This is a genomic window from Devosia sp. A16 (assembly GCF_001402915.1).
In the GTDB taxonomy this organism is placed as follows: domain Bacteria; phylum Pseudomonadota; class Alphaproteobacteria; order Rhizobiales; family Devosiaceae; genus Devosia_A.
Map to the genome: position 1 here is coordinate 3,440,835 of NZ_CP012945.1, position 25,826 is coordinate 3,466,660.

Annotated in this window: 23 protein-coding genes; 11 read left to right on the plus strand and 12 right to left on the minus strand. The window is 67.1% G+C overall.

Annotated features, from left to right (window positions below; genetic code table 11):
* The first annotated feature begins 51 nt into the window (after positions 1–51).
* The 3 genes from APS40_RS16575 to APS40_RS16585 are packed head-to-tail and all read left to right on the plus strand — an operon-like array spanning position 52 to position 3,101.
* Positions 52–999 carry an ABC transporter permease gene (locus APS40_RS16575; protein WP_055048105.1) on the plus strand — a complete coding sequence of 316 codons (948 nt, stop codon included), beginning with the start codon at positions 52–54 and terminating at the stop codon, positions 997–999.
* A gap of 3 nt (positions 1,000–1,002) precedes the next feature.
* Entirely contained in the window at positions 1,003–1,962 is a 960-nt protein-coding gene (locus APS40_RS16580) for an ABC transporter permease (RefSeq protein ID WP_055048106.1), read from the plus strand.
* The gene (locus APS40_RS16585) at positions 1,962–3,101 is read left to right on the plus strand and encodes an iron-containing alcohol dehydrogenase (protein ID WP_055048107.1); all 1,140 of its coding nucleotides are present in this window, start codon (positions 1,962–1,964) and stop codon (positions 3,099–3,101) included. The genes APS40_RS16580 and APS40_RS16585 overlap by 1 nt, the downstream gene beginning before the upstream one ends.
* 312 nt (positions 3,102–3,413) lie before the next feature.
* Here APS40_RS16585 and APS40_RS16590 read toward each other — a convergent pair whose 3' ends face one another.
* On the minus strand, positions 3,414–4,157 hold the full coding sequence (locus APS40_RS16590) for a FadR/GntR family transcriptional regulator (RefSeq protein ID WP_055048108.1): 744 nt from the start codon (positions 4,155–4,157) through the stop codon (positions 3,414–3,416).
* Positions 4,154–5,224 (minus strand): four-carbon acid sugar kinase family protein, encoded by a 1,071-nt coding sequence (locus APS40_RS16595; protein WP_055048109.1) that lies wholly within the window; start codon positions 5,222–5,224, stop codon positions 4,154–4,156. Before APS40_RS16595 ends, APS40_RS16590 begins: the two co-directional genes overlap by 4 nt.
* 254 nt (positions 5,225–5,478) lie before the next feature.
* Here APS40_RS16595 and APS40_RS16600 point away from each other — a divergent pair, with 254 nt between their 5' ends.
* A complete protein-coding gene (locus APS40_RS16600; protein WP_055048110.1) occupies positions 5,479–7,287 on the plus strand; it encodes an ABC transporter ATP-binding protein in 1,809 nt (602 codons plus the stop codon).
* 28 nt (positions 7,288–7,315) lie between these two features.
* Here the strand turns inward: APS40_RS16600 and APS40_RS16605 are convergent, their stop codons facing one another.
* The 3 genes from APS40_RS16605 to APS40_RS16615 form a co-directional block, all read right to left on the minus strand.
* Positions 7,316–8,236, minus strand: coding sequence for a cation diffusion facilitator family transporter (locus tag APS40_RS16605; protein WP_055048111.1), 921 nt, complete (start codon positions 8,234–8,236; stop codon positions 7,316–7,318).
* 77 nt (positions 8,237–8,313) lie between these two features.
* Complete coding sequence (locus APS40_RS16610; protein WP_055048112.1) at positions 8,314–9,036, minus strand: cytochrome c biogenesis CcdA family protein; 723 nt, start codon at positions 9,034–9,036, stop codon at positions 8,314–8,316.
* Positions 9,037–9,043: 7 nt separating this feature from the next.
* Positions 9,044–9,460, minus strand: coding sequence for a thioredoxin family protein (locus APS40_RS16615; protein ID WP_055048113.1), 417 nt, complete (start codon positions 9,458–9,460; stop codon positions 9,044–9,046).
* Between the two features lie 222 nt (positions 9,461–9,682).
* On the opposite strand from APS40_RS16615, the gene APS40_RS16620 reads away from it, so the two are divergent.
* The 4 genes from APS40_RS16620 to APS40_RS16635 all read left to right on the plus strand — a co-directional run bounded on the left by APS40_RS16620 (position 9,683) and on the right by APS40_RS16635 (position 13,496).
* Entirely contained in the window at positions 9,683–10,606 is a 924-nt protein-coding gene (locus tag APS40_RS16620) for a sulfurtransferase (protein WP_055048114.1), read from the plus strand.
* Between the two features lie 253 nt (positions 10,607–10,859).
* Complete coding sequence (locus tag APS40_RS16625) at positions 10,860–12,074, plus strand: YeeE/YedE family protein (RefSeq protein ID WP_055048115.1); 1,215 nt, start codon at positions 10,860–10,862, stop codon at positions 12,072–12,074.
* A gap of 394 nt (positions 12,075–12,468) precedes the next feature.
* Positions 12,469–13,074 carry a DUF6969 family protein gene (locus APS40_RS16630; protein ID WP_055048116.1) on the plus strand — a complete coding sequence of 202 codons (606 nt, stop codon included), beginning with the start codon at positions 12,469–12,471 and terminating at the stop codon, positions 13,072–13,074.
* Positions 13,074–13,496 (plus strand): GNAT family N-acetyltransferase, encoded by a 423-nt coding sequence (locus APS40_RS16635; protein ID WP_055048117.1) that lies wholly within the window; start codon positions 13,074–13,076, stop codon positions 13,494–13,496. The genes APS40_RS16630 and APS40_RS16635 overlap by 1 nt, the downstream gene beginning before the upstream one ends.
* Before the next feature lie 164 nt (positions 13,497–13,660).
* On the opposite strand, the gene APS40_RS16640 is transcribed toward APS40_RS16635, so the two are convergent.
* The 7 genes from APS40_RS16640 to murQ all read right to left on the minus strand — a co-directional run bounded on the left by APS40_RS16640 (position 13,661) and on the right by murQ (position 22,103).
* Positions 13,661–14,779: an anhydro-N-acetylmuramic acid kinase gene (locus tag APS40_RS16640; RefSeq protein WP_055048118.1), complete on the minus strand. Its 1,119-nt coding sequence runs from the start codon at positions 14,777–14,779 to the stop codon at positions 13,661–13,663.
* An 11-nt stretch (positions 14,780–14,790) separates the two neighbouring features.
* On the minus strand, positions 14,791–15,795 hold the full coding sequence (locus APS40_RS16645) for a serine hydrolase domain-containing protein (protein WP_055048119.1): 1,005 nt from the start codon (positions 15,793–15,795) through the stop codon (positions 14,791–14,793).
* Entirely contained in the window at positions 15,792–17,522 is a 1,731-nt protein-coding gene (locus tag APS40_RS16650) for an ABC transporter ATP-binding protein (RefSeq protein ID WP_055048120.1), read from the minus strand. Before APS40_RS16650 ends, APS40_RS16645 begins: the two co-directional genes overlap by 4 nt.
* Positions 17,519–18,358 (minus strand): ABC transporter permease, encoded by an 840-nt coding sequence (locus APS40_RS16655; protein ID WP_055048121.1) that lies wholly within the window; start codon positions 18,356–18,358, stop codon positions 17,519–17,521. The genes APS40_RS16650 and APS40_RS16655 overlap by 4 nt, the downstream gene beginning before the upstream one ends.
* The gene (locus tag APS40_RS16660; protein ID WP_055048122.1) at positions 18,358–19,317 is read right to left on the minus strand and encodes an ABC transporter permease; all 960 of its coding nucleotides are present in this window, start codon (positions 19,315–19,317) and stop codon (positions 18,358–18,360) included. The genes APS40_RS16655 and APS40_RS16660 overlap by 1 nt, the downstream gene beginning before the upstream one ends.
* 267 nt (positions 19,318–19,584) lie before the next feature.
* On the minus strand, positions 19,585–21,102 hold the full coding sequence (locus tag APS40_RS16665) for an ABC transporter substrate-binding protein (RefSeq protein WP_055048123.1): 1,518 nt from the start codon (positions 21,100–21,102) through the stop codon (positions 19,585–19,587).
* A gap of 71 nt (positions 21,103–21,173) precedes the next feature.
* Complete coding sequence (gene murQ, locus APS40_RS16670; RefSeq protein ID WP_055048124.1) at positions 21,174–22,103, minus strand: N-acetylmuramic acid 6-phosphate etherase; 930 nt, start codon at positions 22,101–22,103, stop codon at positions 21,174–21,176.
* A gap of 146 nt (positions 22,104–22,249) precedes the next feature.
* Here murQ and APS40_RS16675 point away from each other — a divergent pair, with 146 nt between their 5' ends.
* From APS40_RS16675 to APS40_RS16685, 3 genes are all read left to right on the plus strand, one after another.
* Positions 22,250–23,110, plus strand: a complete 861-nt coding sequence (locus APS40_RS16675; RefSeq protein WP_055048125.1) for a MurR/RpiR family transcriptional regulator — start codon at positions 22,250–22,252, stop codon at positions 23,108–23,110.
* The gene (nagZ, locus tag APS40_RS16680) at positions 23,107–24,135 is read left to right on the plus strand and encodes a beta-N-acetylhexosaminidase (protein WP_055048126.1); all 1,029 of its coding nucleotides are present in this window, start codon (positions 23,107–23,109) and stop codon (positions 24,133–24,135) included. Before APS40_RS16675 ends, nagZ begins: the two co-directional genes overlap by 4 nt.
* A gap of 75 nt (positions 24,136–24,210) precedes the next feature.
* Positions 24,211–25,821, plus strand: coding sequence for an ABC transporter substrate-binding protein (locus APS40_RS16685; protein WP_055049702.1), 1,611 nt, complete (start codon positions 24,211–24,213; stop codon positions 25,819–25,821).
* Positions 25,822–25,826 lie beyond the last annotated feature (5 nt).

Below are 25,826 nucleotides of genomic sequence, written 5' to 3' on the forward strand. Positions count from 1 at the left end.
AGTAAACCAGGGACCGCGCCCCGAGCGCGGTCCCAACCGACGAGGCCGGCAATGCTCACCTATGCTCTCAAGCGGCTGCTGCTGTGGATCCCTTCAGTGCTCCTGGTGCTGCTCGCGGTCTATGCACTGGCCTTCTACGGTGCCGGTGACCCGATCAAGCTGATGTTCCTGCGCGAGCCCGGCGGCATCGCCTTCGATCCCAACCGGCTGGCGGCGATCCGCGAGGCGGCAGGCATCGATCGGCCGTTCTTCGAGCAGTTCGGCGATTATGTCTGGCGCGTGCTGCATTTTGATTTCGGCAATTCGCTGACCTCCGGCCGCTCCGTGGCCCGCACCATCGCGGCCGCGGCGCCGGTATCGATCCAGCTGGGGCTGCTGGCCATCGTCCTCACTGCGATCATTGCCATTCCACTCGGCGTCATCGCGGCGCTCAACCAGAACCGGGCGCTCGACTACCTCATCCTCGGTTCGGCGCTGTTCTTTTACGCCATCCCGGCCTATGTGGCCGGCCCTATTCTCATGGTGCTGCTGATCCTCGTCCTGCCCGGCGGCGCGGTACCCTATGGCTGGGGCGGACTATTCGACGTGCGGGTGATCCTGCCGCTGATCGTCCTCTCGATGCACCCGATCGCCCTTATCGTGCGCCAGACCCGTTCGGCGGTGATCGAAGTGCTGAGCGAGGATTTCGTCCGCACCGCCCGCGCCAAGGGGCTACCCGCCACGAGGATCGTCACCCGCCACATCCTGCGGCCGATCCTGACCCCGGTGCTGACCCAGCTCGGGCTGATCATGATCACCCTGATCAACGGCGCGGTGTTCGTCGAACTGGTGTTCGGGCTCCCGGGTCTGGGGCGGCTCGCCATCCAGTCGCTGCTCAATTCCGACTACCCGGTGATCCTCGCCGTGACGCTGATCGCCTCCGCCCTCGTGATGGTCTCCAACCTCGTGATCGATCTGGCCTATCCGCTGCTCGATCCGCGCGCCGCCGAGAGGAAATAGGCCATGACCACGATCGATCCGGGCGTCGCCGTCAAACTCGAAGAAAAGCCCGCGGGGCTATGGTCCGACGCCTGGGACCGGCTGAAAGCCAACAAGATCGCCATGGTGGGGCTGGGGGCGATCGTGCTGCTCATCCTCATCGCCATCTTCGGGCCGCTGCTGACGCCCTACGACTTCCTGACCCAGAACCTCGACAGCCGTAACCTGCCGCCGTCCGCGGCGCACTGGCTCGGCACGGACGAACTGGGCCGTGACGTGGCCAGCCGCGTCATCTACGGCACCCGCACCGCCTTTTTCGTTGCCATCGTGGTGACCGCCATTTCGGTGCTGATCGGCGCCACCCTGGGTGCCATCGCCGGCTATTTCGGCGGCAAGATCGATGCCACCATCATGTGGTTCACCGATATCTTCATGTCGGTGCCCAACCTGCTGCTGGTCATCGTCATCAACACCTCGCTGAAGCCGCCGCTCGGTCGCTGGATGGACCAGATGTACCTGGCTACCGGCAACACCCTGTTCCGCAACACGGTGATCGTCGATTTCATTATGGTGTTCGGCACCATCGCGCTGGTGATGTGGCCACCCTATGCCCGCACTGTGCGCGCCCAGATCCTCACCGTGCGCAGCCAGCCCTATGTCCTCGCCGCGCGTTCGCTCGGCCTCACGAGCGGGCAGATCATCCTGCGCTACCTGATCCCCAATTCGCTGGGGCCGCTGATCGTCGCGGTTTCGGCCGGCCTCGGCGGCGCCATGGTGCTCGAGAGTGCCTTCAGCTTTCTCGGTGTGGGCGTGCAGCCCCCGACCCCGAGCTGGGGCCTGATGATCTCCGACGGCCTCAGGACCTGGCAGCAATACCCGCACCTGCTGGCAGCGCCAGCCATCGCGCTCGCCATTGCCTCGGTCGCCTTCAGTTTCATCGGCGACGGCCTCAACGACGCCCTCAATCCCAAAGGTGCCAAGTAATGTCATCGGGTTCTCCCGCAGCGGTGGCGGCCTTGCTGCGCCCGGTTTCCTTCGTCCAGCCCACCCGGATCGAGTACGGTCCGGGCAAGGCGCGGACGCTGGGCGAGTTCGTGCCCGGGTGGGCCGGCAAACGGGTGATGGTCGTCGCCGACGCGTTCAACGCCGCGCGCGCCGAGCTGCTCGGCCTGCCTGCCGCCAACCACGTCTTCGCCAAGGTGAAGCCCGAGCCGGACCTGCCCAATCTCGAGCAGGCGCTGGATGAGGCGCGCGGCTTTGCCCCCGATGTCATCGTGAGCTTCGGCGGCGGCAGCGCGATGGACCTTGCCAAGCTCGTCTCGGTGCTGGTCGGCAGCAGCAAGGACTTTCGCGACATTGTCGGCGTCGGCAAGGCCGACCCGCGCTCCTGCGGCTTGATCGCCATCCCGACAACCGCCGGCACCGGCAGCGAAGTGGGGGCCCGGGCGCTGGTCACCGATCCGGCGAGCCAGGCGAAATCGGCTGCCGACAGCCGTCACATGGTGGCCGATCTCGCGGTGGTCGATCCCGACCTCACCCTGTCGTTGCCCGCCGCCGTGACCGCCGCCACCGGCGTCGATGCGCTGGCGCACTGCGTCGAGAGTTTCACCTCGAAGCGCTCGCATCCGCTGGTCGATATCTACGCGCGCGCCGGCATCACGCTGGTCGGCCAGTACCTCAAGCGTGCCGTCGAGGATGGCAGCGACGTCGAAGCCCGCGCCGGCCTCGCCATGGCGGCGCTCTATGGCGGGCTCTGCCTGGGGCCGGTCAACACCACTGCCGGCCACGCGCTGTCCTACCCGCTCGGCACCCGCTATGGCATTGCTCACGGCCTCGCCAACGCGGTGATCTTCCCGCACACCCTGGCCTTCAACGCGCCGGTGGTGGCCAACAAGACCAGCGAGATCGCCGCGCTGATGGGTTTTGGCGACGACCTGCTCGACAGCGCCTATCGCTATTGCGCCGATCTCGGCATCGAGATGCGGATCTCGAAGCTGGGCGTCCCGGAGGACGATCTGCAATCGATGGCCGACGAAGCCCACGGCATCCGCCGGTTGCTGGATTTCAACCCGCGGGACATGAGCCCGGCGGAAATCTTCGGGGTTTACCGCGCCGCTTACTAGGCGTCTGCGGCCGCACAACTCGCTCCCACGATCGTGGCTTTCCCCTCATCCGGCGCTACGCTCCACCTCCGGGCGAGGGCTGCGCCCTCGTCCCGCGACCCCGACGGGGAGAAGAATACCGAGAGTGCAGCGATCACTACCGTTCCCACGGTGAAGGCCAATTGGCCTTCACCGGACCCCGTCGGGGAGAGGGGTGGATCGGCCGTAGGCCGAGACGGGTGAGGGGCGGGGGCACCTGACTGTCCAGCGCCAACTCTGGCCTGCAGCGTTGCGCGCAGTGAGAAGCTGCCGAACGCAGCGCAGTTCCGTTCCTTACAGCGACAAATCCAGCATCCGGCCCTCGAACAGCCGATCCCGCGAGCCTTCGAGATGCTGCCGCATCAACTGACGGGCAGTGTCGGCCTCACGGTCGCGGATCGCTTCGAAGATGGCGCGGTGCTCGCCCAGCACCTTCTCGAGCCCGCGCCCCGGCCCCATCAGCGCCAGCCCGTGCAGCTTCATGCCCACGGCGATATGGGTGCGCAGGGCCTGCATCGCCGAGCTGTAATAGTGGTTGTTCGAGGCATCGGCGATCGCCAGGTGAAAGGCAAAATCGGCATCCTCGCGATGCCGCTGCTGGTCGGTGGCGTTCGACAGCAGGTCGACGACCTGACCGATCGAACTCACCGCTGCATCGTTCCGCCGCCTGGCGGCAAAGAACGCCGCTTCCGGTTCGATGGTGAGGCGGAACTCGTAGCAGCGCTGGATATCGGCGATGGTTTCGACCGGCGGAAAGCCGAGCGAGCGCGGCTCGGTCCTGAGCCGCACGAAGCTGCCGGCGCCCTGGCGCGAGTAGATCAGCCCCTCGTTGCGCAGGCGCTCCAGTGCCTCGCGCACGATCGGGCGGCTGACATCGAACTGGTCCGACAGCTCCTTCTCGCTCGGCAGCTTGTGGTCCGGCGCATACTCGCCATTGGAAATGCGGGTCAGCAGCAGCTGGTAGACGCGGTCGGCAAACAGCGTGCGATGTCGTGGTTCGTCGTCGAACCCTGCGCCGGTCTGCTTGACGTCGCTCATCGTTGCTCTCCTGCCAATGCGTAGTCAGTAACTGGAACGGCGTTCTCTGAAATGCCCACAAGGCGCAGGATGTCCTGAGCTGTGCCGAAGCCGCCGGACTTCGTCAATACTGTGAGGCTGCGATCCCCAAGCGCCGCGCGGGTCAGCGGAATGCCGGGCAATACTTCGCCGGCCACCTCGAGGCAGCCAATCTCGAGTGCCGCCAGCACCGTCTGCGCCGTCTCGCCGCCGCTGAGCAGCACCGTGCCGAAATCGCCGCGCCGCAGCAGCTCGGCGATCGAGCGCCCGAACCGCTGCATCGCCGCGCCGAAACCTGCATCGTGCGGCGCGATGGCTTGCACCAGCACCGGCCCGCCGGGCAGCGGGCCGAGGGCGCCGTCGGAGGAAACGACGTGGCTCAACGCGTCGTGCTCGAGCGCCACTTCGACCTGCCTCAGCGTGATCGGATCATGCGAGCCGACCACCAGCAGCAGGGGGCCCTCGAGGCGTTGGGTCTTTGGCGCTGGCGGTCCGCTGAGCCGTTCCCCCAGTGCCACGCCAAGTCCGTTCGCGCCAACCAGCAGCGTCTCCGGCGTCGCCCGGTCGAGCAACGCCAGCAGCGCCATCGCGTCGGCGGTGTCCGGCGCCTCGTGCGGCACGTCGCGCATCGCTGCAGCGATGGCAATCGGCGCGCCGATGCCCTGGCCGATCACGTGGCCGCCGCGCACCGTCCGGCCCTGGCTCGGCACCGCCGGCGCAACAACCGTTCGGCTGCGCCCGAATGCCTGCAGCATCGCCGCGGTTTCGATCGCCACGTGGCCCTTGAGCCGGGAATCGATTTTCTTCAGCGCCCATTCCGGTTGCATCGCAGCAAGCCGGCGGGACACCGCGTCGACGGTCGCGCGGGCGTCTTCGGGGCGGCCTTCGCGGCTTGCAGTGTTCACCACCACCACCTCGGCGCCCGAGCCGATCGCCTGCTCGGCGGCGTCCGGGGTGGTCGCGACCACTACCGTCAGCCCGCGTGCGGCGAGCGGGGCGCTGACGTCCAGCGCTCCCGTCAGATCATCGGCAACGATGGCCAGCCTCACCCGCGTCTCCCTCGCCCCCGCATCATGGAGGGTGCTCTGCTTGTAAACATTCAGGGGAACATGTCAACGATGCCGCAGCTGTTTGCCTGCGGACCGCGAGATGTGTTGCGCAGTCAAGTGTATGAAAAAGCGTAGGTTTCAAGATCTGCGACCTCCGTGATTACAAGTGCCTGATAACTTGACAATTTGCTAAGATCGCCGCTACATGCGGGGAACGGCGCGACCTCGGGACGCGCACGCCGGAGGAGTACGCCATGTCCAACCCTGTGCTGTCCGTCAGCGGGCTCAAGACCTCGTTCCGCAACCGCAACCAGTGGATCGAAGTGGTGCATGGCGTGAGCTTCGCGGTGGGCACGCGCGAAACCGTGGCGCTGGTCGGCGAGAGCGGCTCGGGCAAGAGCGTGACGGCCATGTCGATCATGCAGCTCAATAACCCCGTCAATACGCGGACCGAGGGCAGCATCCAGCTCGAGGGGCAGGAGCTGCTTGGGCTCTCGGGCCATGCGATGAACGAGGTGCGCGGCAAGCGCATCGGCATGATCTTCCAGGAGCCGATGACCAGCCTCAACCCGGTGATGCCGGTGGGCGAGCAGATCGCCGAGGCGATCATGGCGCACAAGGCGGTCTCGCATGCTGAGGCGAGAGCCGAGGCGATCCGCCAGCTCGATCGCGTCCGTATTCCCGATGCGAGGACCCGGGCAGCCGAGCATGCGCACCAGTTTTCCGGCGGCATGCGGCAGCGCGTGATGATCGCCATGGCGCTCGCCTGCGGCCCCCGCCTGCTGATCGCCGATGAGCCGACCACTGCGCTCGACGTAACCATCCAGGCGCAGATCATCGAGCTGATCAAGGCGCTGCAGGATGAGGAGGATATGTCGGTCCTCTTCATCACCCACGACATGGGGGTGGTGGCCGAGATCGCCGATCGCACCGTGGTGATGCGCCGCGGTCTCGTAGTCGAGGATCGGTCGACCATCGATATCTTCGCCGCGCCGCAGCAGCCCTATACCAAGGCGCTGCTGTCCGCGGTGCCGAAGCTGGGGGCGATGGCCGACGAGCCGCGGCCGCGCAAATTCGCCATCGCCGACCCGCAAACCGGCCTGCTCGGTGAAGCGGCGGCCAGTGCCGATACGGTCGATCGCCAGGCGGCGCCGGTGCTCGAGGTCAAGGACCTGACCACCCGCTTCACCATCCGTTCGGGGATGATGGGCCGCGTGAAGGGCAGGGTGCATGCAGTTGAGAAGGTCTCGTTCTCGCTGCAGCCGGGCGAGACGCTGTCGCTGGTCGGCGAGTCCGGCTGCGGCAAGTCCTCCACCGGTCTATCGATCCTGCAACTGGTCAAGCCGACCGGCGGATCGGTCAAACTCGACGGCGAGGAGATCGTCGGGCTCACCGACGAGGAGCTGCGCACCCGCCGCAAGCGGATGCAGATGATTTTCCAGGATCCGTTCGCGAGCCTCAATCCGCGCATGACGGTGGGCGGCGCCATCGCCGAGCCCATGCTGCTGCATGGCATGGCGACGCCGAAGGACGTGCCGGAGCGAATTGCCGAGCTGCTGGAGCGGGTCGGCCTCTCGGCCGCCATGGCCAATCGCTATCCGCACCAGCTGTCCGGCGGCCAGCGCCAGCGCGTCTGCATCGCCCGGGCGCTGGCGGTGAAACCCAGCGTCATTGTCGCCGACGAAAGCGTTTCGGCGCTCGATGTGTCGATCAAGGCGCAGGTGGTCAACCTGATGCTCGAGTTGCAGGAGAGCCTAAGGCTCAGCTACCTGTTCATCTCGCACGACATGGCGGTGGTCGAACGGGTCAGCCACCGTGTGGCGGTGATGTTCCTCGGCGAGATCGTCGAGATGGGCACCCGCGCCGAAATCTTCGCCAACCCGCAGCACCCCTATACGCGCAAACTCCTCGCCGCCATTCCGGTGGCCGATCCGACGCAGCGCCAGCGCCGCCGCAATATCGGCAACGACGACGTCAAGAGCCCGGTCCGCCGGCCCGAATATGTCCCGCCGGTACGCGCCTATGCGCAGGTGTCGGACAGTCACTATGTGATGGCGCAGTAGGGCCCAGGTCCACGCAGTCCGGACGGCCTCACACCTGCCCCCTCACCTCACCACCCCGCGTCGCCGCCGTCTCCACCTGGATCGTCGTGTGGTCGATGCCGAAATCCTCATGCAGGGCCGTCCGCGCCGCCACCAGCACCGCCTGCTGGTCCGCGTCGTCGGCAATCACCAGGTGCCCGCTCATCGCGTCGATGCCCGAGGTGATGGTCCAGACGTGGAGGTCGTGCGTGTCGATGACGCCGGGCAGGGCGCGCAGCGCGCGCTCGAGACGGGCCAGGTCGAAGCCGGCGGGGGTGCCTTCGAGCAGGATGTTCACCGCGTGCTTCAACAGCCCCCAGGTGCGGGGCACGATGAACACGCCGATCGCCGCGCCGATGAGCGGGTCGGCGAGCGTCCAGCCGGTGAACATGATGAGCAGCGCCGAGGCGATGACGCCGAGCGAGCCGAGCATGTCGGCCAGCACTTCGAAATAGGCGCCCTTCAGGTTGAGGCTTTCCGCCGATCCGGCGGCCAGCAGCCGCATGCTGATCAGGTTGACCACCAGCCCCACCACCGCGACGATCAGCACCGGGGTCGAGAGCACTTCGGGCGGCGCGAACAGGCGCTGGTACGCCTCGTAGAGAATGTAGACGGCGAGCAGCAGCAGGACCACCGCATTGACCAGCGCGGCCAGCACCTCGGCCCGCAGGTAGCCGAAGGTCTTGTTGGCCGATGGCGGGCGGGCGGCAAACCAGATGGCGAACAGCGCCAGGGCCAGGCCGCCGGCATCGGTGAGCATGTGCGCGGCGTCGGCGAGCAGCGCCAGCGAGCCCGAGATCCAGGCGCCGATCACCTCGACGAGGAGGAAGGTGGTAGTCAGCGCCAGCGCCGCCACTAGGCTCTTCCGGTGCCGCGCCCCGGCCGAACCGGCTGCAGGCTTTTCGATACCGTGGCTGTGACCGGCGCCCATGCTACGCTCCCGTGACGACGCGAGTGTTCTACAACCTCCAGTGGCTGGAGGTTCAAGGGGCAATCTGAGGAGCGAGCTCAGGTCGAGGGCGGCTGCGGCTCCCAGCCCGTCAGCAGGCTCTCCCAGCTGGGAAACCACTCGAGCAGGAGGATCTGGATGTTGCGGTCCCAACCCAGCCAGATGGCGAGTGCGGTCAGCAGCAGCACGACGCCGAAGACCCGCTGGATGGTGGCGGCGTGGCTCTGGAACCAGCTCAACCGGCGGACCAGTTGCCGGCCGCCCAGCAGCACCGCCGCCATCGGCAGTGCCGTGCCGAGGGAGAAGGCAAGGGTGACGGCAATCGCGCCCGGGCCCACCGACTGGTTGAGCGCCAGCGTGATCACCGAGGCCATGATCGGCCCGACACAGGGGCTCCAGGCGAGGCCGAGCCCGAGCCCGACCACGAGGCCGCCGCCGAAGCCGCTGCCCTCACTGCGCGGGGCGCGCCCGGCAAGCCCACTCGCCAACCGTTCAAACTGCAGTTGCAGCCCGGGGGCGGCCAGCACCAGGCCGAGCAGGGCGAGGACGATGGCGCTCAGGGTCCGGTTGATGTCGGGCGGCACGCCGATCAGCCGTACCAGCGCGCTCAGCGCCAGGGTTGCGGCGCTGAAGGCCAGGACGAAGCCGACGATCACCCCGACTGGCCGCGCCTTGCCCTCCTGCGTCGCCGTCGCGAGGATCATCGGCAACAGCGGCAGCACGCAGGGCGAGAGGATGGTGATGACGCCCGCGACGAAGGCGAGCGCGATGGTTGCCAGCATCGGCGGGTCAGAGCGCGCTGGTATGGGCGTTGAGGCCGTTGACCCCACCGCTGTTCCAGATTTCGACCCCGTTACCGTCCTTGTCGAGCAGCACGAACGTATCCTGGTAGGTCACGCCGAAGCGGGCCTTCAGCGCCTGCTCCTTGTCATAGTCGGCGATCACCAGCGTCAGGCCGGGATTGACCTCGTCCCAGCGGGCATTGAGCTCGGTCACCGTGGCCCGGCAATTGGGGCACCAGGCGGCATAAAAGAACACCACCGTCGTTCCCTTGGCGGCGAGCTCGGCGAGCTGCGCGTCGCTCTCGTAGGAGAGCACCTGCGACGCCGGCGCCGCGACGGCTGCATCCTCGGCGAGGGCAGGGGGGAGCGCAGCGGGGGATGACAGCAGCAGGGCGGTGAGGAGCAGGCGGAGCAATGGGCGCATGAAATGGTTTTCCGGCACGACGAGCCGTCGTTTTGGCCGGCATTATCGCCCGTGCCGGAGCTTATGCCTATGGGCCCGCAGGGAAATTGATTGCCGCGACGGCGGTGGCCGGCGACGGAAATTTCGGTCTCGCTCCGCAATTTGGAAACCTGTCGGCAGCATCGGAGGGGGCGATGCGACTATGATGCCGGCAAGTTCATGCTCCAGAGTGAGAATACTTCAATGCGTTTCAACGTCCTCGCCACGGCGCTCGTCATTGGCCTCGCCGCTGCCGGTAGCGCACAGGCCGAGCGCCTGACCAACCAGCCGCTGGTCGACGCCGCCTGGCTCAACAGCCAGCTCGGCAAACCCGACCTGGTGATCATCGACATCCGCGATACTCCCAAGGACGGCACCGCGCCCTACGCCGCCGGCCACGTGCCGGGTTCGGTCGAAGCGCAATATGCCGCCTATGGCTGGCGCGCCAAGATCGACGGCGCTCCGGGCCTGCTCCCCAAGCTCGAGGATATCTCGGCCAAGATCGCGGCGCTCGGCGTCAGCGACGACACGCAGGTGGTGATCGTGCCGGCCGGCAGTGATGTCGCCGAGTTCGGCGGCGCCACCCGCGTTTACTGGACCTTCAAGGTGCTCGGCCACGACAACGTCACCGTGCTCGACGGCGGCTACAAGGCCTGGGCCGATGCCGGCCAGCCGGTTTCGACCGATGTCGTGACCCCGGTCGCCGGCAGCTTCACTGCCAAGCTGCGTCCTGAACTGCGCGCCGAAGTGGCCGAGGTGGAAGAGGCGATCGCCAGCGACACCAACTTGATCGATGCCCGCTCGGTGGCGCAGTTCATCGGCAAGGAAAAGACCAACACCGTGCAGTCGCTCGGCACCATCCCGACGGCGGTGAACCTCAACTTCGATAAGTTCTGGGACAAGGACGCCGGCAAGTTCGCCAGCAAGGCGACGATCGACGCGCTGGTGCAGCAGGCTGGCGTCACCGACACCAACGGGCTCATCACCTTCTGCAACACCGGGCACCTCGCCTCGATCGCCTGGTTCGGGCTATCCGAGGTCGCCGGCCTCAAGGGCGTGCGGCTCTATGACGGCTCCATGTCGCAGTGGACCCTCGACCCGGCCCGCCCGGTGGTGGTACAGAACTAAGCTGCCGAACCAGCTGCGGTAGGCCTCCCTCCCCCTTGAGGGGAGGGATTGAGGGTGGGGGTGGTGCGGTTATCACCGATGGACCGCCACCCCCGCCCCTCCCCTCAAGGGGGGAGGGAGCAGCCTGGTGAGCGCCTGGCTACCGTGCCCGACGCGAACGCCTTCGACCAATCGCCAAGGGCGCCCGAGATTGCGGTCTCGGGCGCTGCCATTTACGACAGGCGATAGACTGCCTGCATAGGATTTGACTCTCGTGACCAATATCAGCGCCTCCCCACCTGCTCCTTCCTTCAGCTGGCCGAAACTCGATCGCGGCCCGGTCATCGTGGCGCTCCTGATGTTCGTGATCGGCAGCGTGGTGATCGGCCAGGTGGTCGACCTGCGCCAGACCGTCCTCTTCCTGATCGGCGGGCTGCTCGGCGCGACGCTCTATCACGCCTCCTTCGGCTTCACCGGTGGCTGGCGCCGGCTGGTGGTCGAAAAGCGCGGCGCAGCCGTGCGCGCCCAGATGCTGATGGTGGCCATTGCCGCGGTCGTCTTCATTCCGTTGCTCGCCGGCGGCAGCGCGTTCGGCCGGCCGCTGGCCGGGGCCGTCGCCCCGGTCGGTGTCTCGGTGCTGGTCGGCGCGGCGATTTTCGGGCTCGGCATGCAACTGGGCGGCGGTTGCGGTTCGGGCACCCTGTTCACCGTCGGCGGCGGCAGCGCGCGCATGCTGGTGACGCTGGCGGCCTTCATCTTCGGCGCGCTGCTCGGCACGGCGCACCTTCCCTGGTGGCTGGCGCAGCCGTCGCTCCCCAGTATCAGCCTCGGCACCAGTCTCGGCGCGCCGCTGGCCGTCATCGTGACGCTTGCCGGCCTCGCCGCCGTCGCCGGCATCACCGTGCTGATCGAACGCCGTGCCCATGGCGGGCTCGAGCAGGCATCAAAGCCCAAGACCCGCGGGCTGTCGCGCTTGCTGCAGGGGCCGTGGCCGCTGGTCGGCGCCGCGGTGCTGCTGGCGCTGCTCAACATCGCGACGCTGCTGATCGCCGGCCACCCCTGGTCGATTACCTATGGCTTCGGGCTGTGGGGCGCCAAGATTGCGCAATCGGTCGGCGTGCCGGTCGAAACCTGGACCTTCTGGACCGCGCCGGCCCAGGCCCAGGCGCTCGGGCGCAGCGTCTTGTTCGACATCACTTCGGTGATGGATTTCGGCATCCTGCTCGGCGCGGCTTTGGCCGCTGGCCTCGCCGGCAAGTTCGCGCCCAAGGCCGCCCTGCCGCTGAAATCGGCGCTCGCCGCGGTGATCGGCGGCGTGCTGATGGGCTATGGCGCGCGGCTGTCGTTCGGCTGCAATATCGGCGCGCTGTTCAGCGGCATCGCCTCGGGCAGCCTCCATGGTTGGGTTTGGTTCGCCGCCGCCTTTGCCGGCAGCTTCGTCGGCATCGCGCTGCGTCCGGTATTCGGTCTCGATGGGTTCAAGAAATGAGCGGTTCGCGTAACACCCTGCTGTTCGGCGCGGCGCTGCTCGCCGCCACTGCGGCCGTCGCCGCCGACCACGTGACCCGCGGCAGCGGCGCGGCCGCGCCTGCCGCGGTGACGGCCGGAGCGGATGCAGCGTCCAACCCTTGCGCCGCGGCTTCGCCATGCGCCGCTGAATCTCCATGTGCGGCTTCCTCGCCTTGTGCAGCCTCGTCGCCCTGCGCGGCAGCCTCGCCCTGTGCCGCTGCCTCTCCATGTGCCGCAGCCGCCCCCTGCGCCGCGGCTGCTCCATGTGCAGCGGCTGCGCCTTGCGCTGCGGCCGCCCCGTGCGCTGCGGCCGCCCCGTGCGCTGCGGCAGCGCCCTGCGCGGCAGCCGCTCCCTGCGCGGCAGGCAGCCTCTGATGGCCGACCCGGCGGAGCGGCTTCGCGCGGCGCAGGAAGCGCTGTTCTGCGAGGAGGTTCTGTTGAAGGGCGGCGACAACGTCTTGCACGCCACCCTCCGTGATGCGCCGGTCATCGCCTGGACCCACTACCCGCCGGGCGATGTCTATGACCCCGCTTCGGGCGGCCAGTGGTATTATCACTGCCATATTCCGGCAGCCGAGGCCGAGCACGGGCACTTCCACTGCTTCGTCCGCCCGGACGGCAAGGACGGTCCGGTGCATCACCTGATCGCCGTCGGCGTCGATGCGCATGGCAGGCTGCTACGCTTGTTCACCGTCAACCAGTGGGTGGTCGGCGACAGCTGGCTCGATGCCGAACCGAGCATTGCGCTGCTCGAGCGCTTCGACATCCAGATGCCGCAGCCCTCCTACCTCACCAACCGCTGGTTGAGCGCCATCCTTCGCCTCTACGCCGACGAAATCGCCGGCCTGATCCGCGCGCGCGACGCCATTCTCGCGGCGCGCCAGACACCGGGCGGCGCGCCGATCCGTGACGACCGCGCGCTGGAGGTGACATCGGAACTCCGTGTGGATCTGCCGTCGACGGTTCGGGCCTTGAGCTGATGAGCGAACTGTCGATCAGCGTCACCGAAACCCCGACCGCCGATGAGCTGGCCACCATCGGTGGGCGCCTCACCGCCTTCAACGAGGGTGACGTCGGTCCGGCCGATCGCCGGCCGCTTGCCGTCGTGGTGCGCGATGAGGCCGGCGCCATCGTCGCCGGCCTTTCCGGCTATACCGCCTGGGGCTGGCTCTACGTGCAGTGGCTGTGGGTCGCCGAGGAGCAACGGGGCGCCGGCCTCGCCGGCCGCATGCTGACGGCGGCCGAGACGGACGCCAAGGCCCGCGGCTGCCACGGCGCCTATATCGACACCTTCAGCCCGGTGGCGCTGAAAACCTATCAGCGCGCAGGCTACGTGTCGTTCGGCGCGCTCAAGGATTTTCCGCCGGGGCGAACGCGGACGTTTCTGCAGAAGCGGCTTTGAGTACGAGCGCCGGTGGAGACTGACCCCCACCCCTGTCCCCTCCCCCTAAGAATGGGGAGGGAGACCCTATCACCGCTATCGAGGCTGACGTCTCCCTCCCCCTGTTTCAGGGGGAGGGGACAGGGGTGGGGGTCAGCCCGCATCAGCGGCAGCGGTGAGCCCGACTAAGCCGCCAACCGTCCACCCAGCAGCGGGTGCGGGGCACCGGTCGTCGTCGGAAAGCTGATCGGCAGCCCGCGCAATACCCGCACTGCGAGAAACGCGAAGCACTCCGCTTCGATCGCGTCGCCGCGCCAGCCGACGGTTTCTGCCGGAGCCGCGTCCACCCCGGCGCGGGCCTTCAGCATCTCCATCATCAGCGGGTTGTGCCGCCCGCCGCCTGAAACGATCAACCGCGTCGGCCGCGTCGGCAGCAGGTCCAACCCCTTGCCGACGGCGGCGGCGGTGAAGGCGGTGAGCGTCGCCGCGCCGGTGGCCGGGTCGAGCCCGTCGGCCATGGCGGCGGTGAAATCGAAACGGTCGAGCGATTTGGGCGGCGGTGCGCTGAGATAGGGGTGCTGCAGCAGCTTCTTGAGCCGCGCCTCGTCCACGGTGCCGCTCCGCGCCAGGGCGCCGTCCCGGTCCATGTCGCCCAGTCCGCGCGCCTTCATGAAATCGTTGAGCGGCGCGTTCGCCGGGCCGGTATCGAAGGCGACCAGCCGGTCGGCGCCATCCCAGTAGGTGACATTGGCGACGCCGCCGAGGTTCAGCACTGCGGTCTCGCCATGCGTGCCTAGCCCGCGCAGCAGCGCCTGGTGGTAGATGGCGGCGAGGGGCGCGCCCTGTCCGCCGGCCCGCACGTCGGCCGATCGGAAATCATAGGCGACCTTGGCGCCCAGCAGCTGATGCATCAGTTCGCCGTCGCCGAGCTGCCGGGTGGCGCCGATCCGCCCCGGCTGCGGCGCGCGATGCAGCACCGATTGGCCGTGAAAGCCGACGACCCCGATATCGGCCATGTGGAGGCCGGCGCTTTCCACCAGCGCCTTGACCGCTGCCGACTGCGCCCGGGTCAGCATCTCTTCCGCCCGGGCGAAGATGGCTGGATCCGGCCCCTCGAAATTCCACTTGCGCGCCTCGGACAGCGTCTCTTCGAGCGTGTCGCGGATGGCCTGCGGGTAGGGAGCGAGCGTATAGGCGCCGAATTGCTCGATGCTCTCGCCGTCCGTCTTCAGCAGCGCCACGTCGATATTGCCGTCGAGCACGGTGCCGGTCATCAGGCCCACGGCCCAGATCGGTGCGGCCATCTCGCTCTCCCTCAATTGTCGTTGACCAGCTCGCCCACGGCGCGGCGCAGCGCGATGATGCCGCTGTCGAAATGCCGGGTCGGATGCACGCGGTTGGTGAGCAGCGTCCAGGCCCGCCCCCCCGCGAAGTCGATCCAGAGGCCGGTGCCGGTGAAGCCGGTATGTCCGATGGTTTCGGCCGAGCAGCGGTCGCCGCCCGACCAGCCTTCGTACGGCCGCTCCCAGCCATGGGTGCGGCGCGGCGACAGGGCGGTGCGCATCAGGGCGATGCTGGCCGGCGCCGCGCCGGTGCCGGCAAGCAGGCCCCGCGCATAGTCGAGCACCGACGCGGCCGTGCCGAACAGCCCGGCATGCCCCGAGCCCTGCAGTGCATAGCAGTTCTCGTCATGCACTTCGCCGACGATGACCCGGCCGCGCCAGGCGTCGCGCTCGGTGGCCGCGGCTTCCAGCGGATCGGCCGACCAGGCGAATCCGGGACCGGGGTCCTGCTGCCGGATCAGCTTGCCGCTCAGCCGTTCGAGCGCAATGCCGAGGAGGATGAAGTTGATGTCGGAATAAACCGGCGGGCCCGCCTGCCACTCGTGCTGCAGCACCCAGGCGCGGAGGAGGTTCGGGTCGCTGCCATAGGTGTAGATCGGCACCACCCCGGGGAACGGGGTCTGGTGCCCGAGGCACTGCCGGAAGCTGAGCTTCCGCTCCCAGCTGCCGTCGGGGTTGTACTGGCGGAAATCGGGGATCACCGAGGTCAGCGGCGCATCGAGGTCGATCGTGCCGGCTTCAGCCAGCGCGAGAATGCGCGGCGTGGTGAAGATCACCTTGGTGAGCGAGGCGAGATCGAACCAGGTGGCGTCGGTCATCGGGCGTGCGGCCGGAACCAGTTGCGCCGAGCCGATCGAACGCACCGCCCGATTGCCCTCGCGGTCGACGATGCCGAGCACGCCGCCGGGAATGCGCTTTGCCGCCACCGCCGCCTGCAGCGGCGCGAAGGCGCGATCGAGAACAGCGTTGACGCTCATGCGGTTTCCTCCACGCGCACGCGGTGATCTTCTCCCGCCTCACGCCATTTCGCCGGTGGCGGCTCGAACCCCGACGGACGCACCAGTGACGGGACATGCGTCGCATCGAGGGTGAAATGCTGGCGCCGCCGTTCGATCGCCGGCACCGCCGCGATCAGCCGCCGGGTATAGCTGTGTTGCGGTGCGCCCAGTACGGCCGCCGCCTTGCCGATCTCGACGATCTGGCCGGCATACATCACCGCCACTCGGTGAGCGATGCGTTCGACCACTGCCATGTCGTGCGAAATGAACAGATAGGCGAGGCCGAATTCGCGCTGCAGGTCGATCAACAGATCGAGCACACGGGCCTGGACGCTGACATCGAGCGCCGACACCGCTTCGTCCAGCACCACCACATCGGGGTTCAGCATCAGCGCTCGCGCTATGCACAGTCGCTGCCGCTGCCCGCCCGAGAACTGATGCGGGTAGCGGGTCAGTGCCTCCTTGCCCAGCCCCACCCGCTCGAGCAGGAACACCATCCGCTCGCGCAGCTTGCTGCCGAGCCTTTGGCCCGCGGCGATCGCCGGTTCGGCCAGCAGCGCCTCCACCGTGAGGCGCGGGTTGAGCGAGGCATAGGGATCCTGGAACACCATCTGCACCGGCCGACCGCTGCGACCCGCCTTGGCTTCGATCCGGCCGCGCGTCGCCTTGACGAGGCCGAGGATGGCCCGCGCCGTGGTGGATTTGCCGGAGCCGCTTTCTCCCACGATGGCCAGCGTCTCGCCCGGCCGCAAATCGAAGTCGACGCCGTCGACGGCATGGATCGCGCCGCCTCGGCGCCGGAACAACCCACGCGCCACCGGGAAGCGCACCGCCAGGTTATCGACGGTGACGATCGGCGCCGCTTCGCGCGCCGGGTCGTCGCTGCGCACGGCGCTGCCCGAGGTAAAGTGCGGCACCGCCTGCAGCAGATGCTGCGTGTACTGGTGCTGCGGGTTGTCGAGCACCGCGTCGAGCGGCCCTTGCTCCACGGCGATGCCGTGCTGCATCACCATGATGTCGTCGGCAATCCCCGCGACGAGGCCGATATCGTGGGTGATGAAGATCATCGCCATGCCGAGCTCTTCGCGAAGTTCCGCCAGCAGTGCCATGATCTGCGCCTGCACGGTGACGTCGAGCGCCGTGGTCGGCTCGTCCGCGATCAGCAGCCGAGGATTGCTGGCCAGCACCATGGCGATCATCACCCGCTGTCGCATGCCGCCCGACAGCTGATGCGGGTAGTATTTGAGCCGCTGTGCCGCATCGGGGATCCGCACCCGCTCGAGCGCTTCCCGGGCTGCCCGTGTTGCCTCGGCGCCGACCAGCCCGCGATTCAGCCGGAAGGCTTCCTCGATCTGCGCGCCGACCGTATGCACCGGGTTGAGCGAGGTCATCGGCTCCTGGAAGATCATCCCGACCTGACGGCCGCGGATCCGCTGCATCGCGGGCTCGTCCGCCGCGGTGATGTCGACCACCGTGCCGTCGGCGCGTTGTAGAGCGATCGAGCCGCCGGTGATGCGGCCGCCGCCGAAATCGACCAGCCGGTTGACCGAGAGCGCCGTCACCGACTTGCCCGAGCCGCTCTCGCCGACGATGGCGAGCGTCTTGCCGACGGCGAGCTCGAAGCTCACCCCCTTCACCACTTCGTTGGCGTGGGGATCGCGACCGAAGCCGACACGGAGGTCGCGCACATTGAGCAGGGTGGTCATGCGGTCCTCGCTTGCGAGCGTGGATCGAGGATGTCGCGCAGGGCGTCGCCGAGCAGGTTGAAGCCGAGAATGGCGAGCATGATGGTGAGGCCCGGAAAGATCATCAGCCAGGGGGCGCGCGTCATCATCGACTTGCTCTCGGCCAGCATCACTCCCAGCGACGGCGCCGGCGGTTGCGTGCCGAGGCCGAGAAAGCTCAGGCCGGATTCGGTCAGCAGCGCCCAGGCGAGCGCCAGGGTGATCTGCACGGTCAGCGGCGCCACCAGGTTGAGCAGCAGGTGCCGCGTCAGGATGTAGCCCTGCGAGCTGCCGAAGGTGCGGGCCGCCTCGACGAACTCGCGGCCCTTGATCGCCAGGGCAGGGGCGCGCACCACGCGGGCGAAGATCGGGGTGTAGACGATGCCGATCGCGACGATGCTGGTGACCATGCCCGCCCCTTCGATGGCGACGATCAGCAGCGCCAGGAGGATGGCCGGAAAAGCCAGCAGCACGTCCATGGTGCGCATCAGCACACCGTCCCACAGGTGCCCCCACCAGGCGGCGAACAGCCCGATGATCGTCCCGGCGGTCGCCGCGACGGCGACCGAGGCGAACGCGACGATGAACGACTCGCTGATCCCCAGCATCAGGCGGCTGAAGGTGTCGCGGCCGAGCAGGTCCGTGCCGAACCAGTAGGTGAGGCTGGGGGGCTTCAGCCGGTCGACGACGAACTGCTTTAGCGGATCGTGCGGCGTTAGGCCGAGTAGCCCCAGCAACGCGAGGACGAGGAAGAGCGCGATGATCGCGGCGCCGATGCGGCCGCTGGGATGCCGCAGCACGGCCTTGAGCAACGCCATCACTTGCCCCCGAGCCGGATGCGCGGATCGAGCGCGGCGTAGGCGAGGTCGACCAGGAGGTTCACCACGAGGAAGTTGAGCGCGATGAACAGCACTGCGCCCTGCACCAGTGGATAGTCGCGCTGGCTGATCGCATCGAGCGTCAGTCGGCCGAGGCCGGGCAGCGCGAAGATCTGCTCGACGATCACCGCGCCGCCGAGCAGATAGCCGAACTCGACGCCCGACAGCGTCACCACCGGGATCAGCGCATTGGGCAGCGCATGCCTCCAGACCACGTCACGCTGCGACGCGCCCTTGCTGCGGGCGGTGCGCACATAGTCGTCGCTCAGCACATCGAGCATCGCCGAACGCGAAATGCGAGTGACCGCAGCGGCAAAGGACAATCCCAGCGTGATCGCCGGCAGCAGCATCTGGCTGAGATTGCCGATCGGATCGTCGAACAGCGGAGTGAAGCTGCCCATTGCCGGCAGCATGCGGAAGGTCACCGAAAGGAAGTAGATCAACACCAGCCCGACCACGAAGCTCGGGGTCGATTGCCCGAGCATGGCGAAGAGCCGCACCAGCAGGTCGCTTGGCCGGTCGGCGCGCGTCGCCGCGAACACGCCGGCCGGGATGCCGACCGCCAGCGAGATCAGCATCGACAGGAGCGCCAGTTCGAGCGTCAGCGGGAAGCGGGCGAGGATCACCTCGAGCACCGGTTTGCCATAGGTGACGGAGATGCCGAAATTACCTTCGAACAGCCCGGCGAGCCAGCGGCCATATTGCACGATGATCGGCTGGTCGAGGCCGAAATAGGCCTCAAGCGAGCTGCGCTGCGCATCGGTCAGCAGCCCGGCCTCGGTCCCCAGCATGGCGATGATCGCATCGCCCGGCACCAGCCGGATGGCGAAGAACACCAGCAGCGATACCCCCAGCAGCACCAGCGGAAAGGTCAGCAGCCGTTGCGTCAGATAGTTCATGTCAGGCGCATGTGAGTTGGCATGGCTATCGTATCTGGCGTGAGGATAGCTCGGTTCGGGAAGGGTACCCCCCACCCTGTCCCTCCCCCGCAAGGGGGGAGGAGACGCCAACACTGACGCCGGTGTTTTGGTCTCCCTCCCCCTTGCGGGGAGGGGACAGGGGTGGGGGTAGGTTTCCCGCACCGGCTCATCAGCTGCGTTGCCGCCATATGCACTAAGGTCCTGACTGCGTGGGGAGAAGGCGGGCCCTCGGCCCGCCTCAAGTCGTTATTGACCCAGCGTCACTTTGCTCAGCGCGAACAGCAGGTTGCTCGGGTTGATCTCATAGCCCTTCACCGTCGCGAGGTTGGCCGTGTAGGTCACGGTGCTGGAAATCCAGACCCACGGCGCCTGTTCGGCGAGGCGCGCCTCGAACTGCTGGAAGATCGGCTTGCGCTTGGCGACATCGGTTTCGACCCGGCCTTCCTGCAACAGCTTGTCGAGTTCGGGATCGCTGAAGTTCGACACCTTCACCAGGTTCCCGTCCTTGGTGAAGTAGCGATTATACATCGGATAGGGGTCCGGCCGGCCGCCGTTCTGTGCCACAGCCATGTCGAAATCGCCCTTCAGCCAGGTGTCGACATAGACCTTCAAATCCATGGTCTTGATGTTGAGCTTGACGCCGATCGCGGCGAGCTGGCTCTGCAGCACCTGCGCCTCGTTGGCGGCATAGGGCGGCTCGCCCGTGGCGGCGATCACGTCGACCGAGAAGCCGGCTTCCTGGCCCGCCTCCTTCATCAGCGCCTTCGCCTTCTCGACGTCCTGCTTGTAGCAGAACAGCGTCGAGGGATCCGACGCATAGGCTTCCATGGTCAGGGGCCCGGTGACCTTGCCCTCGCCCACGAGCGCGGTGTCGATGATTTCCTGCCGGTTGACGGCGCAGGAAATCGCCTGCCGCACCTTGAGGTTGTCCATCGGCGGCCGCGACGGGTTCATCTGCAGCACGTTATAGGCGAGGCCGGGGATGCGGTTCAGCGTCATGCCCTGCTCGCCCGGAATGAGCGTCGCGATGGTCGGGTCGTTGAACAGCGCGAAGTCGGTCTGGTTTGCGCGCATCGAGTCGATGATGGCGCTCTCGCTGGGCAGCACCGAAATGGTAATGCCGTCGATGCCGACCTTGCCGCCGGCCCAGTTCGGGTTGGCGCTCAGCACGTCCTTGACGTTGGGCTCCCACTGGTCGAGCACGAATGGACCCGAACCGATGGCCTTGGTGCCGATGCTGCCATCGGCGATGGCGCTCGCCGGCACGATCGAGGCGTTGGTGCCCGACATGGCGACGAGGATCGGCGCGTCAGGCTGGCTGAGGTGGAACACCACGGTCTGCGGATCGGGCGTGTCGATCGAGGCGATCGAGAGGAAGTTGGCGCGCGCCGCCGCCGCCGTCGCCTCGTCGAGCAGGCGTTCGAACGACGCCTTCACGTCGGCAGAGGTGACCGCATCGCCGGTGGAGAACTTCGCGTTGGGGTCGAGCTTGAAGGTCAGCGTCAGCCCGTCGGCCGAAAACTCCCAGCTGGTGGCGATCGCGGGCACCACATTGTACTTGGCGTCGAGCCGCACCAGCGGCTCGTAGACCAGCTCGAGCAGGCGCAACGACGAGAACGCCGTTTGCTTGTGCGGGTCGAGCCCGGTCGCATCCTGCGACCACGCCATGCGCAGGTTTGCTGCCTGTACCGGCAAGGCGAAGGCGGTGGTCAGGGTTGCCGAGACGGCAAGGCCGGCGAGCCATCGTTTGGTGGTCAAGTGCATGGTTTCATCCCTCCTGTTTCATCCGGCCCGCTTTTGACGGCGCGCCATCGTTCAGACGTCGTCCAGTCGCGTCACGCTTCGAGGGCGCGACGCAGAAAGCCACCCGATCTCGCCATGGCGGCGCGCGCCGCCTCGACATCGAGGCCGGTAAGGATCACGAGGATCGCCAGCTTCACCTCGTTGCCGGTGCGCTGCAGCGCTGCCTCGGCGACCTCTTCGGGGCAGTCGGTCGCCTGCATGACGATACGCACCGCGCGCGCCAGCAGCTTTTCGTTGCTGGTCCGCACGTCGACCATCAGGTTCTGGTAGGTCTTGCCGATGCGGATCATGCTCGCCGTCGAGAGCATGTTGAGCACCAGCTTCTGCGCCGTCCCCGACTTGAGCCGGGTCGAGCCGGTAACCACCTCCGGACCCACCAGCGGCGCAATCGAGATGTCGGCGAGGCCGGCGATGGTGGAAGCGGGATTGCAGGTGAGGCCCACCGTTACCGCCCCCAACGACCTGGCGTAGTCGAGTGCGCCGATCACATAGGGCGTGCGGCCGCTCACCGCGATCCCCACCACCACGTCGTCGGCGGTGAGCTCGATGGCTCTCAGATCTGCCGCACCGGCCTCCGCATTGTCTTCGGCGCCCTCGACGGCGCTGACCAGCGCTCCGAGGCCACCGGCGATCAGGCCCACCACCATGGTCGGCGGCACGCCGAAGGTCGGTGGGCACTCCGAAGCGTCGAGCACGCCCAACCGTCCGCTGGTGCCGGCGCCGATATAGACCAGTCGGCCACCCTTGCCGAAGGCTGCCACGATCGCCTCGACTGCCTGCGCCACCTGCGGCAGCGTCTTCCCCACGGCTTCGGGCACCAGCCGATCCTCGGCATTGATGGTGGCGACGATCTCAGGCGTCGCCATCAGGTCGATGCCCATGGTGCGCGGGTTGCGCTCTTCGGAGACCAGTTGCTCGAGCTCGCTCAGCAGCACCCGGCGATCGCTGGCGACGGCGGTCATGGGCGGGCGCTCCCTGCGGATTCGGTGCGAGACATCTGGGCTCCTGAATGTCACCGGAAGGTAGAAACGGAGCGCTTTCGCTGTCAATTGTTTTCAGTGTCAGCGCACACGTTGCACTTTTGTTTCGCGTGGGTATGAATGTCGGCATGGGGATTCAGTCGAACATCGAGGCCTCCGCTGCGAGTTTCACGCCGACCATGCGGCGGCTCGCCAAGGCCATCCGCGACAACCCCGCGATCGTCCTCGAAAAGACCATCTCGCAGATCGCCGAGGCCTGCGGCACCTCGGTGGCCTCGGTGGTGCGCTTCTGCCGCGCCGTCGGCGTCAGCGGCTATGCCGAGCTGCGCATGGCCCTCGCCACCGAGCTCGGCAAGGAGGCGGCGCAGTTCGGCTCCGGTATGACGCTGGGCGCCGAGATTGCCCGCACCGATACGCTCGAAGAGGTTGCTGCCAAGGTCGCCTCGCTTGAGATGCTGGCGATCGAGGAAACCGTTTCGAACCTCGACTTCGGGACGCTGGAGCGGGTGGTCGCGGCGCTCGACCAGGCAGAACGCATCCTGCTGTTCGGCATCGGCGCCAGCCATTTCGTCGCCCAGGACCTGCATCACAAGCTGTTTCGCGTCGGCCGCAACGTCTTCCTGATGGCCGACGCGCACGAGGCCTGGACGGCGGCGGTGCTGTCGCCGGCCCATACCGTCGCGATCGGCTTCTCGCATTCGGGTACCACTGCCGATACCGTGCAGTTCCTGAGGCTCGCCCGGGAGAATGGCGCCCTGACCGTCGCGGTCACCGGCATGAAGGATTCGCCTCTGGCCCGCGCCGCCGCGGAGCGGCTCGTCACCCATGCTCGCGAAAGCACGTTGCGCGCCGGCGCCATGGTCAGCCGCATCGCCCAGCTGGCGCTGGTCGATTGCCTGTTCATGGGCGTCGCCCGGCTGCGCTACGAGCAGACCATCGATGCCCTGAAGCGTACCCGCGACATCACCCACCCCGAGCAGGCCGTATGACCACTACTTCCGCGCCACTGGCCCTGTTCGTCGGGGTCTCCGGCTACGAGCTCACAGCCGACGAGATTGCCTTCCTCAGCGACGCCAACCCCTATGGGCTGTTCCTGTTCCGCCGCAACCTCGACCACCGCGAGCAGGCCCTGAGGCTCTGCGCGCAGTTCAGAGAAGTCGTCGGCCGTCCGGATGCGCCTGTTTTCATCGACCAGGAAGGCGGTCGCGTACAGCGCCTTGACAACGGCAACTGGCCGAGCTTCCGCAGCCTTGGTTCGTTCGGCGCCCTGGCGAAAAAGGATCTTGTACTGGCGCGGCGCGCCTTGCGCCTTTCGACCCAGGCCATGGGCGCCATCATGACCGACCTCACCATCGACAGCGGCACCACGCCGGTGGTCGATCTCGCGCGGCCGGGTACTCACGACGTGATCGGCCAGCGCGCCTTCGGCGACGATCCGGAGCTGGTGGTGACCCTCGCCCGAGAGGTGATCGACGGCATGCTCGAGGTCGGCGCGCTGCCGATCATCAAGCACATTCCCGGCTATGGCCGGGTGACGGTCGACCCGCATTTCGATTGCCCGGTGGTCGATGCCGCGCTCGACGACCTTCGCGCCAGCGATTTCCAGCCCTTCGTCAAACTCCGCGACGCGCCTTGGGCGATGGTCGCCCACCTGATCTTCACCCAGATCGACCCCGAGCGGGCGGCCTCGGTTTCGCCCCGGGTCTACGATCTGATCCGCAACGACATCGGCTACGATGGGGTGCTGATCACCGATTGCCTCAGCATGGAAGCGCTACAGGGCACGCCGCGCGATCGCGTCGCCGCCGCCCTCGAGGCCGGTTGCGATATCGCGCTGCTTACCCAGGGCGGGCTCGAGGCCAGCATTTCGGCCGCTGGCGGTGCCCGCCCGCTAACTGGGCAAACGATCGAACGAATCACGCGCGCAGCGCGCAAACGCGGTAACCTTCGCGTGGATGCCATGGCCCTCCACGCTGAAGTCGAAGGGATTTTTCGGGAGAACGGCCTCGCCTGAGGCGGCGCCGCGACAAAGAGGAGACTGGAAGTGTTAAAGAGCAAGCTGATTGCGGCCACCGCCCTGGCGCTCGCGATGACCGCACCCGTGAGTGCGCAGGTCGTCCTGACCGTCAGCTCCGAGCAGACCACTACCTATGTGCGGAACTTCAATCCGTTCAACCAGACGTCGGCCCGCGCCACCACCAAGGATTTCATCTATGAGCCGCTGGCGATCTTCAACCGCCTCGCCGGCGCCAAGTGGGAATATCGCCTCGCCGAGAGTTTCGAGCTGGCCGACGACCTCAAGTCGATCACCTTCGTGCTGCGCGACGGGCTGAAGTGGTCCGATGGTCAGCCGCTCACCGCCGACGACGTGGTCTTCACCTATGACTATCTGAAGAAATTTCCGGCGCTCGATTTCAACTCGGTCAGCAAGCTGATGGACTCGGTGGAAAAGGTCGACGCGCGCACCGTGCGCTTCAACCTTGCCCAGCCCAATTCTCTGGTCGCCACCACCATCGTCGCCATGCCGATCGTGCCGGAGCATATCTGGAAGGATGTTGCCGACCCGGTGACCTTCACCAACGAGAACCCGGTCGGCTCAGGTCCCCTCACCGAGATCACCCGCTTCACCCCGCAGGTCTACGAGCAGTGCCGCAACCCCAACTACTGGGACGCGGCGAGCCTGCATGTCGACTGCATCCGCATGCCGCAGCTCGCCGACAACCCGCAGGTGCTGGCGGCGCTCGCCGATGGCACGCTCGACTGGGCGACGAGCTTCATCCCCGATATCGACAATACCTTCGTCGCCAAGGACCCCGAGCATAACCATTACTGGTTCCTGCCCTCGAGCCTCGTCGCGTTCACGCTGAACCTCGAGAGCCCCGACGCCAACAACAAGAAGGCGTTCAACGACGTCAACTTCCGCCGCGCCGTGTCGATGCTGATCGACCGGCAGTCGATCATCGATATCGCCGGCTACGGTTACCCGGTGATCAACGAAGACCCGGCGATGCTCGGCTCGTTCTACAAGGCCTTTGGCAACCCCGAGGTCGCCACCCAGTTCGGCCAGTACGGCAAGTTCGACCTCGAGGCCGGCAAGGCTTTGCTCGACAAATCCGGCTATGTCGACAAGGACGGTGACGGCTTCCGCGACAATCCGGACGGCACGCCGATCGCCATCGACATCGAGATCCCCAACGGCTGGACCGACTGGATCGATGCCGTGCAGATCGCCATCGAGACGCTGAAGCAGGGCGGTCTCAACGTGAAGATGTCGACCCCCGAGGAATCGGTGTGGGCTTCCGACCTGATCGACGCCAAGTACTCGATGTCGCTCAACGCCATCGCCTCGGCGGCCAATCCGTATTTCCCCTATATCCGCTCGTTCAACCCGGAAGATTTCGGCAAGAGCCGCACCTCGGCGCAGCGCTGGACCGATCCGGAAGTGGTGGAGATGCTCAACAAGTATACCCAGGTGAAAGACCCGGCCGAGCAGAAATCGATCATGGACGCCATCCAGCTCAAGGTGGCCGCGGCCATGCCGGTGATCCCGGTCTACAACAGCCCGTCCTTCTACCAGTACAGCACCAAGCGCTTCACCGGCTGGGCCAATGCCGACAACCAGATCACCTCGCCGGTGGTCTCCAACGCCAACCCGGGCCGCCTGATCCAGCTCCTGGCCCTGCGCCCGGTCGCGCAGTAGCGCCG

Bases quoted from the DNA above. Each gene is read 5' to 3' on its own strand.
- APS40_RS16575 (WP_055048105.1), top strand. From the start codon at position 52: ATGCTCACCTATGCTCTCAAGCGGCTGCTGCTGTGGATCCCTTCAGTG.
- APS40_RS16580 (WP_055048106.1), top strand. From the start codon at position 1,003: ATGACCACGATCGATCCGGGCGTCGCCGTCAAACTCGAAGAAAAGCCC.
- APS40_RS16585 (WP_055048107.1), top strand. From the start codon at position 1,962: ATGTCATCGGGTTCTCCCGCAGCGGTGGCGGCCTTGCTGCGCCCGGTT.
- APS40_RS16590 (WP_055048108.1), bottom strand. From the start codon at position 4,157: ATGAGCGACGTCAAGCAGACCGGCGCAGGGTTCGACGACGAACCACGA.
- APS40_RS16600 (WP_055048110.1), top strand. From the start codon at position 5,479: ATGTCCAACCCTGTGCTGTCCGTCAGCGGGCTCAAGACCTCGTTCCGC.
- APS40_RS16605 (WP_055048111.1), bottom strand. From the start codon at position 8,236: ATGGGCGCCGGTCACAGCCACGGTATCGAAAAGCCTGCAGCCGGTTCG.
- APS40_RS16610 (WP_055048112.1), bottom strand. From the start codon at position 9,036: ATGCTGGCAACCATCGCGCTCGCCTTCGTCGCGGGCGTCATCACCATC.
- APS40_RS16615 (WP_055048113.1), bottom strand. From the start codon at position 9,460: ATGCGCCCATTGCTCCGCCTGCTCCTCACCGCCCTGCTGCTGTCATCC.
- APS40_RS16620 (WP_055048114.1), top strand. From the start codon at position 9,683: ATGCGTTTCAACGTCCTCGCCACGGCGCTCGTCATTGGCCTCGCCGCT.
- APS40_RS16630 (WP_055048116.1), top strand. From the start codon at position 12,469: ATGGCCGACCCGGCGGAGCGGCTTCGCGCGGCGCAGGAAGCGCTGTTC.
- APS40_RS16635 (WP_055048117.1), top strand. From the start codon at position 13,074: ATGAGCGAACTGTCGATCAGCGTCACCGAAACCCCGACCGCCGATGAG.
- APS40_RS16640 (WP_055048118.1), bottom strand. From the start codon at position 14,779: ATGGCCGCACCGATCTGGGCCGTGGGCCTGATGACCGGCACCGTGCTC.
- APS40_RS16645 (WP_055048119.1), bottom strand. From the start codon at position 15,795: ATGAGCGTCAACGCTGTTCTCGATCGCGCCTTCGCGCCGCTGCAGGCG.
- APS40_RS16650 (WP_055048120.1), bottom strand. From the start codon at position 17,522: ATGACCACCCTGCTCAATGTGCGCGACCTCCGTGTCGGCTTCGGTCGC.
- APS40_RS16655 (WP_055048121.1), bottom strand. From the start codon at position 18,358: ATGGCGTTGCTCAAGGCCGTGCTGCGGCATCCCAGCGGCCGCATCGGC.
- APS40_RS16660 (WP_055048122.1), bottom strand. From the start codon at position 19,317: ATGAACTATCTGACGCAACGGCTGCTGACCTTTCCGCTGGTGCTGCTG.
- APS40_RS16665 (WP_055048123.1), bottom strand. From the start codon at position 21,102: ATGCACTTGACCACCAAACGATGGCTCGCCGGCCTTGCCGTCTCGGCA.
- murQ (WP_055048124.1), bottom strand. From the start codon at position 22,103: ATGACCGCCGTCGCCAGCGATCGCCGGGTGCTGCTGAGCGAGCTCGAG.
- APS40_RS16675 (WP_055048125.1), top strand. From the start codon at position 22,250: ATGGGGATTCAGTCGAACATCGAGGCCTCCGCTGCGAGTTTCACGCCG.
- nagZ (WP_055048126.1), top strand. From the start codon at position 23,107: ATGACCACTACTTCCGCGCCACTGGCCCTGTTCGTCGGGGTCTCCGGC.
- APS40_RS16685 (WP_055049702.1), top strand. From the start codon at position 24,211: ATGACCGCACCCGTGAGTGCGCAGGTCGTCCTGACCGTCAGCTCCGAG.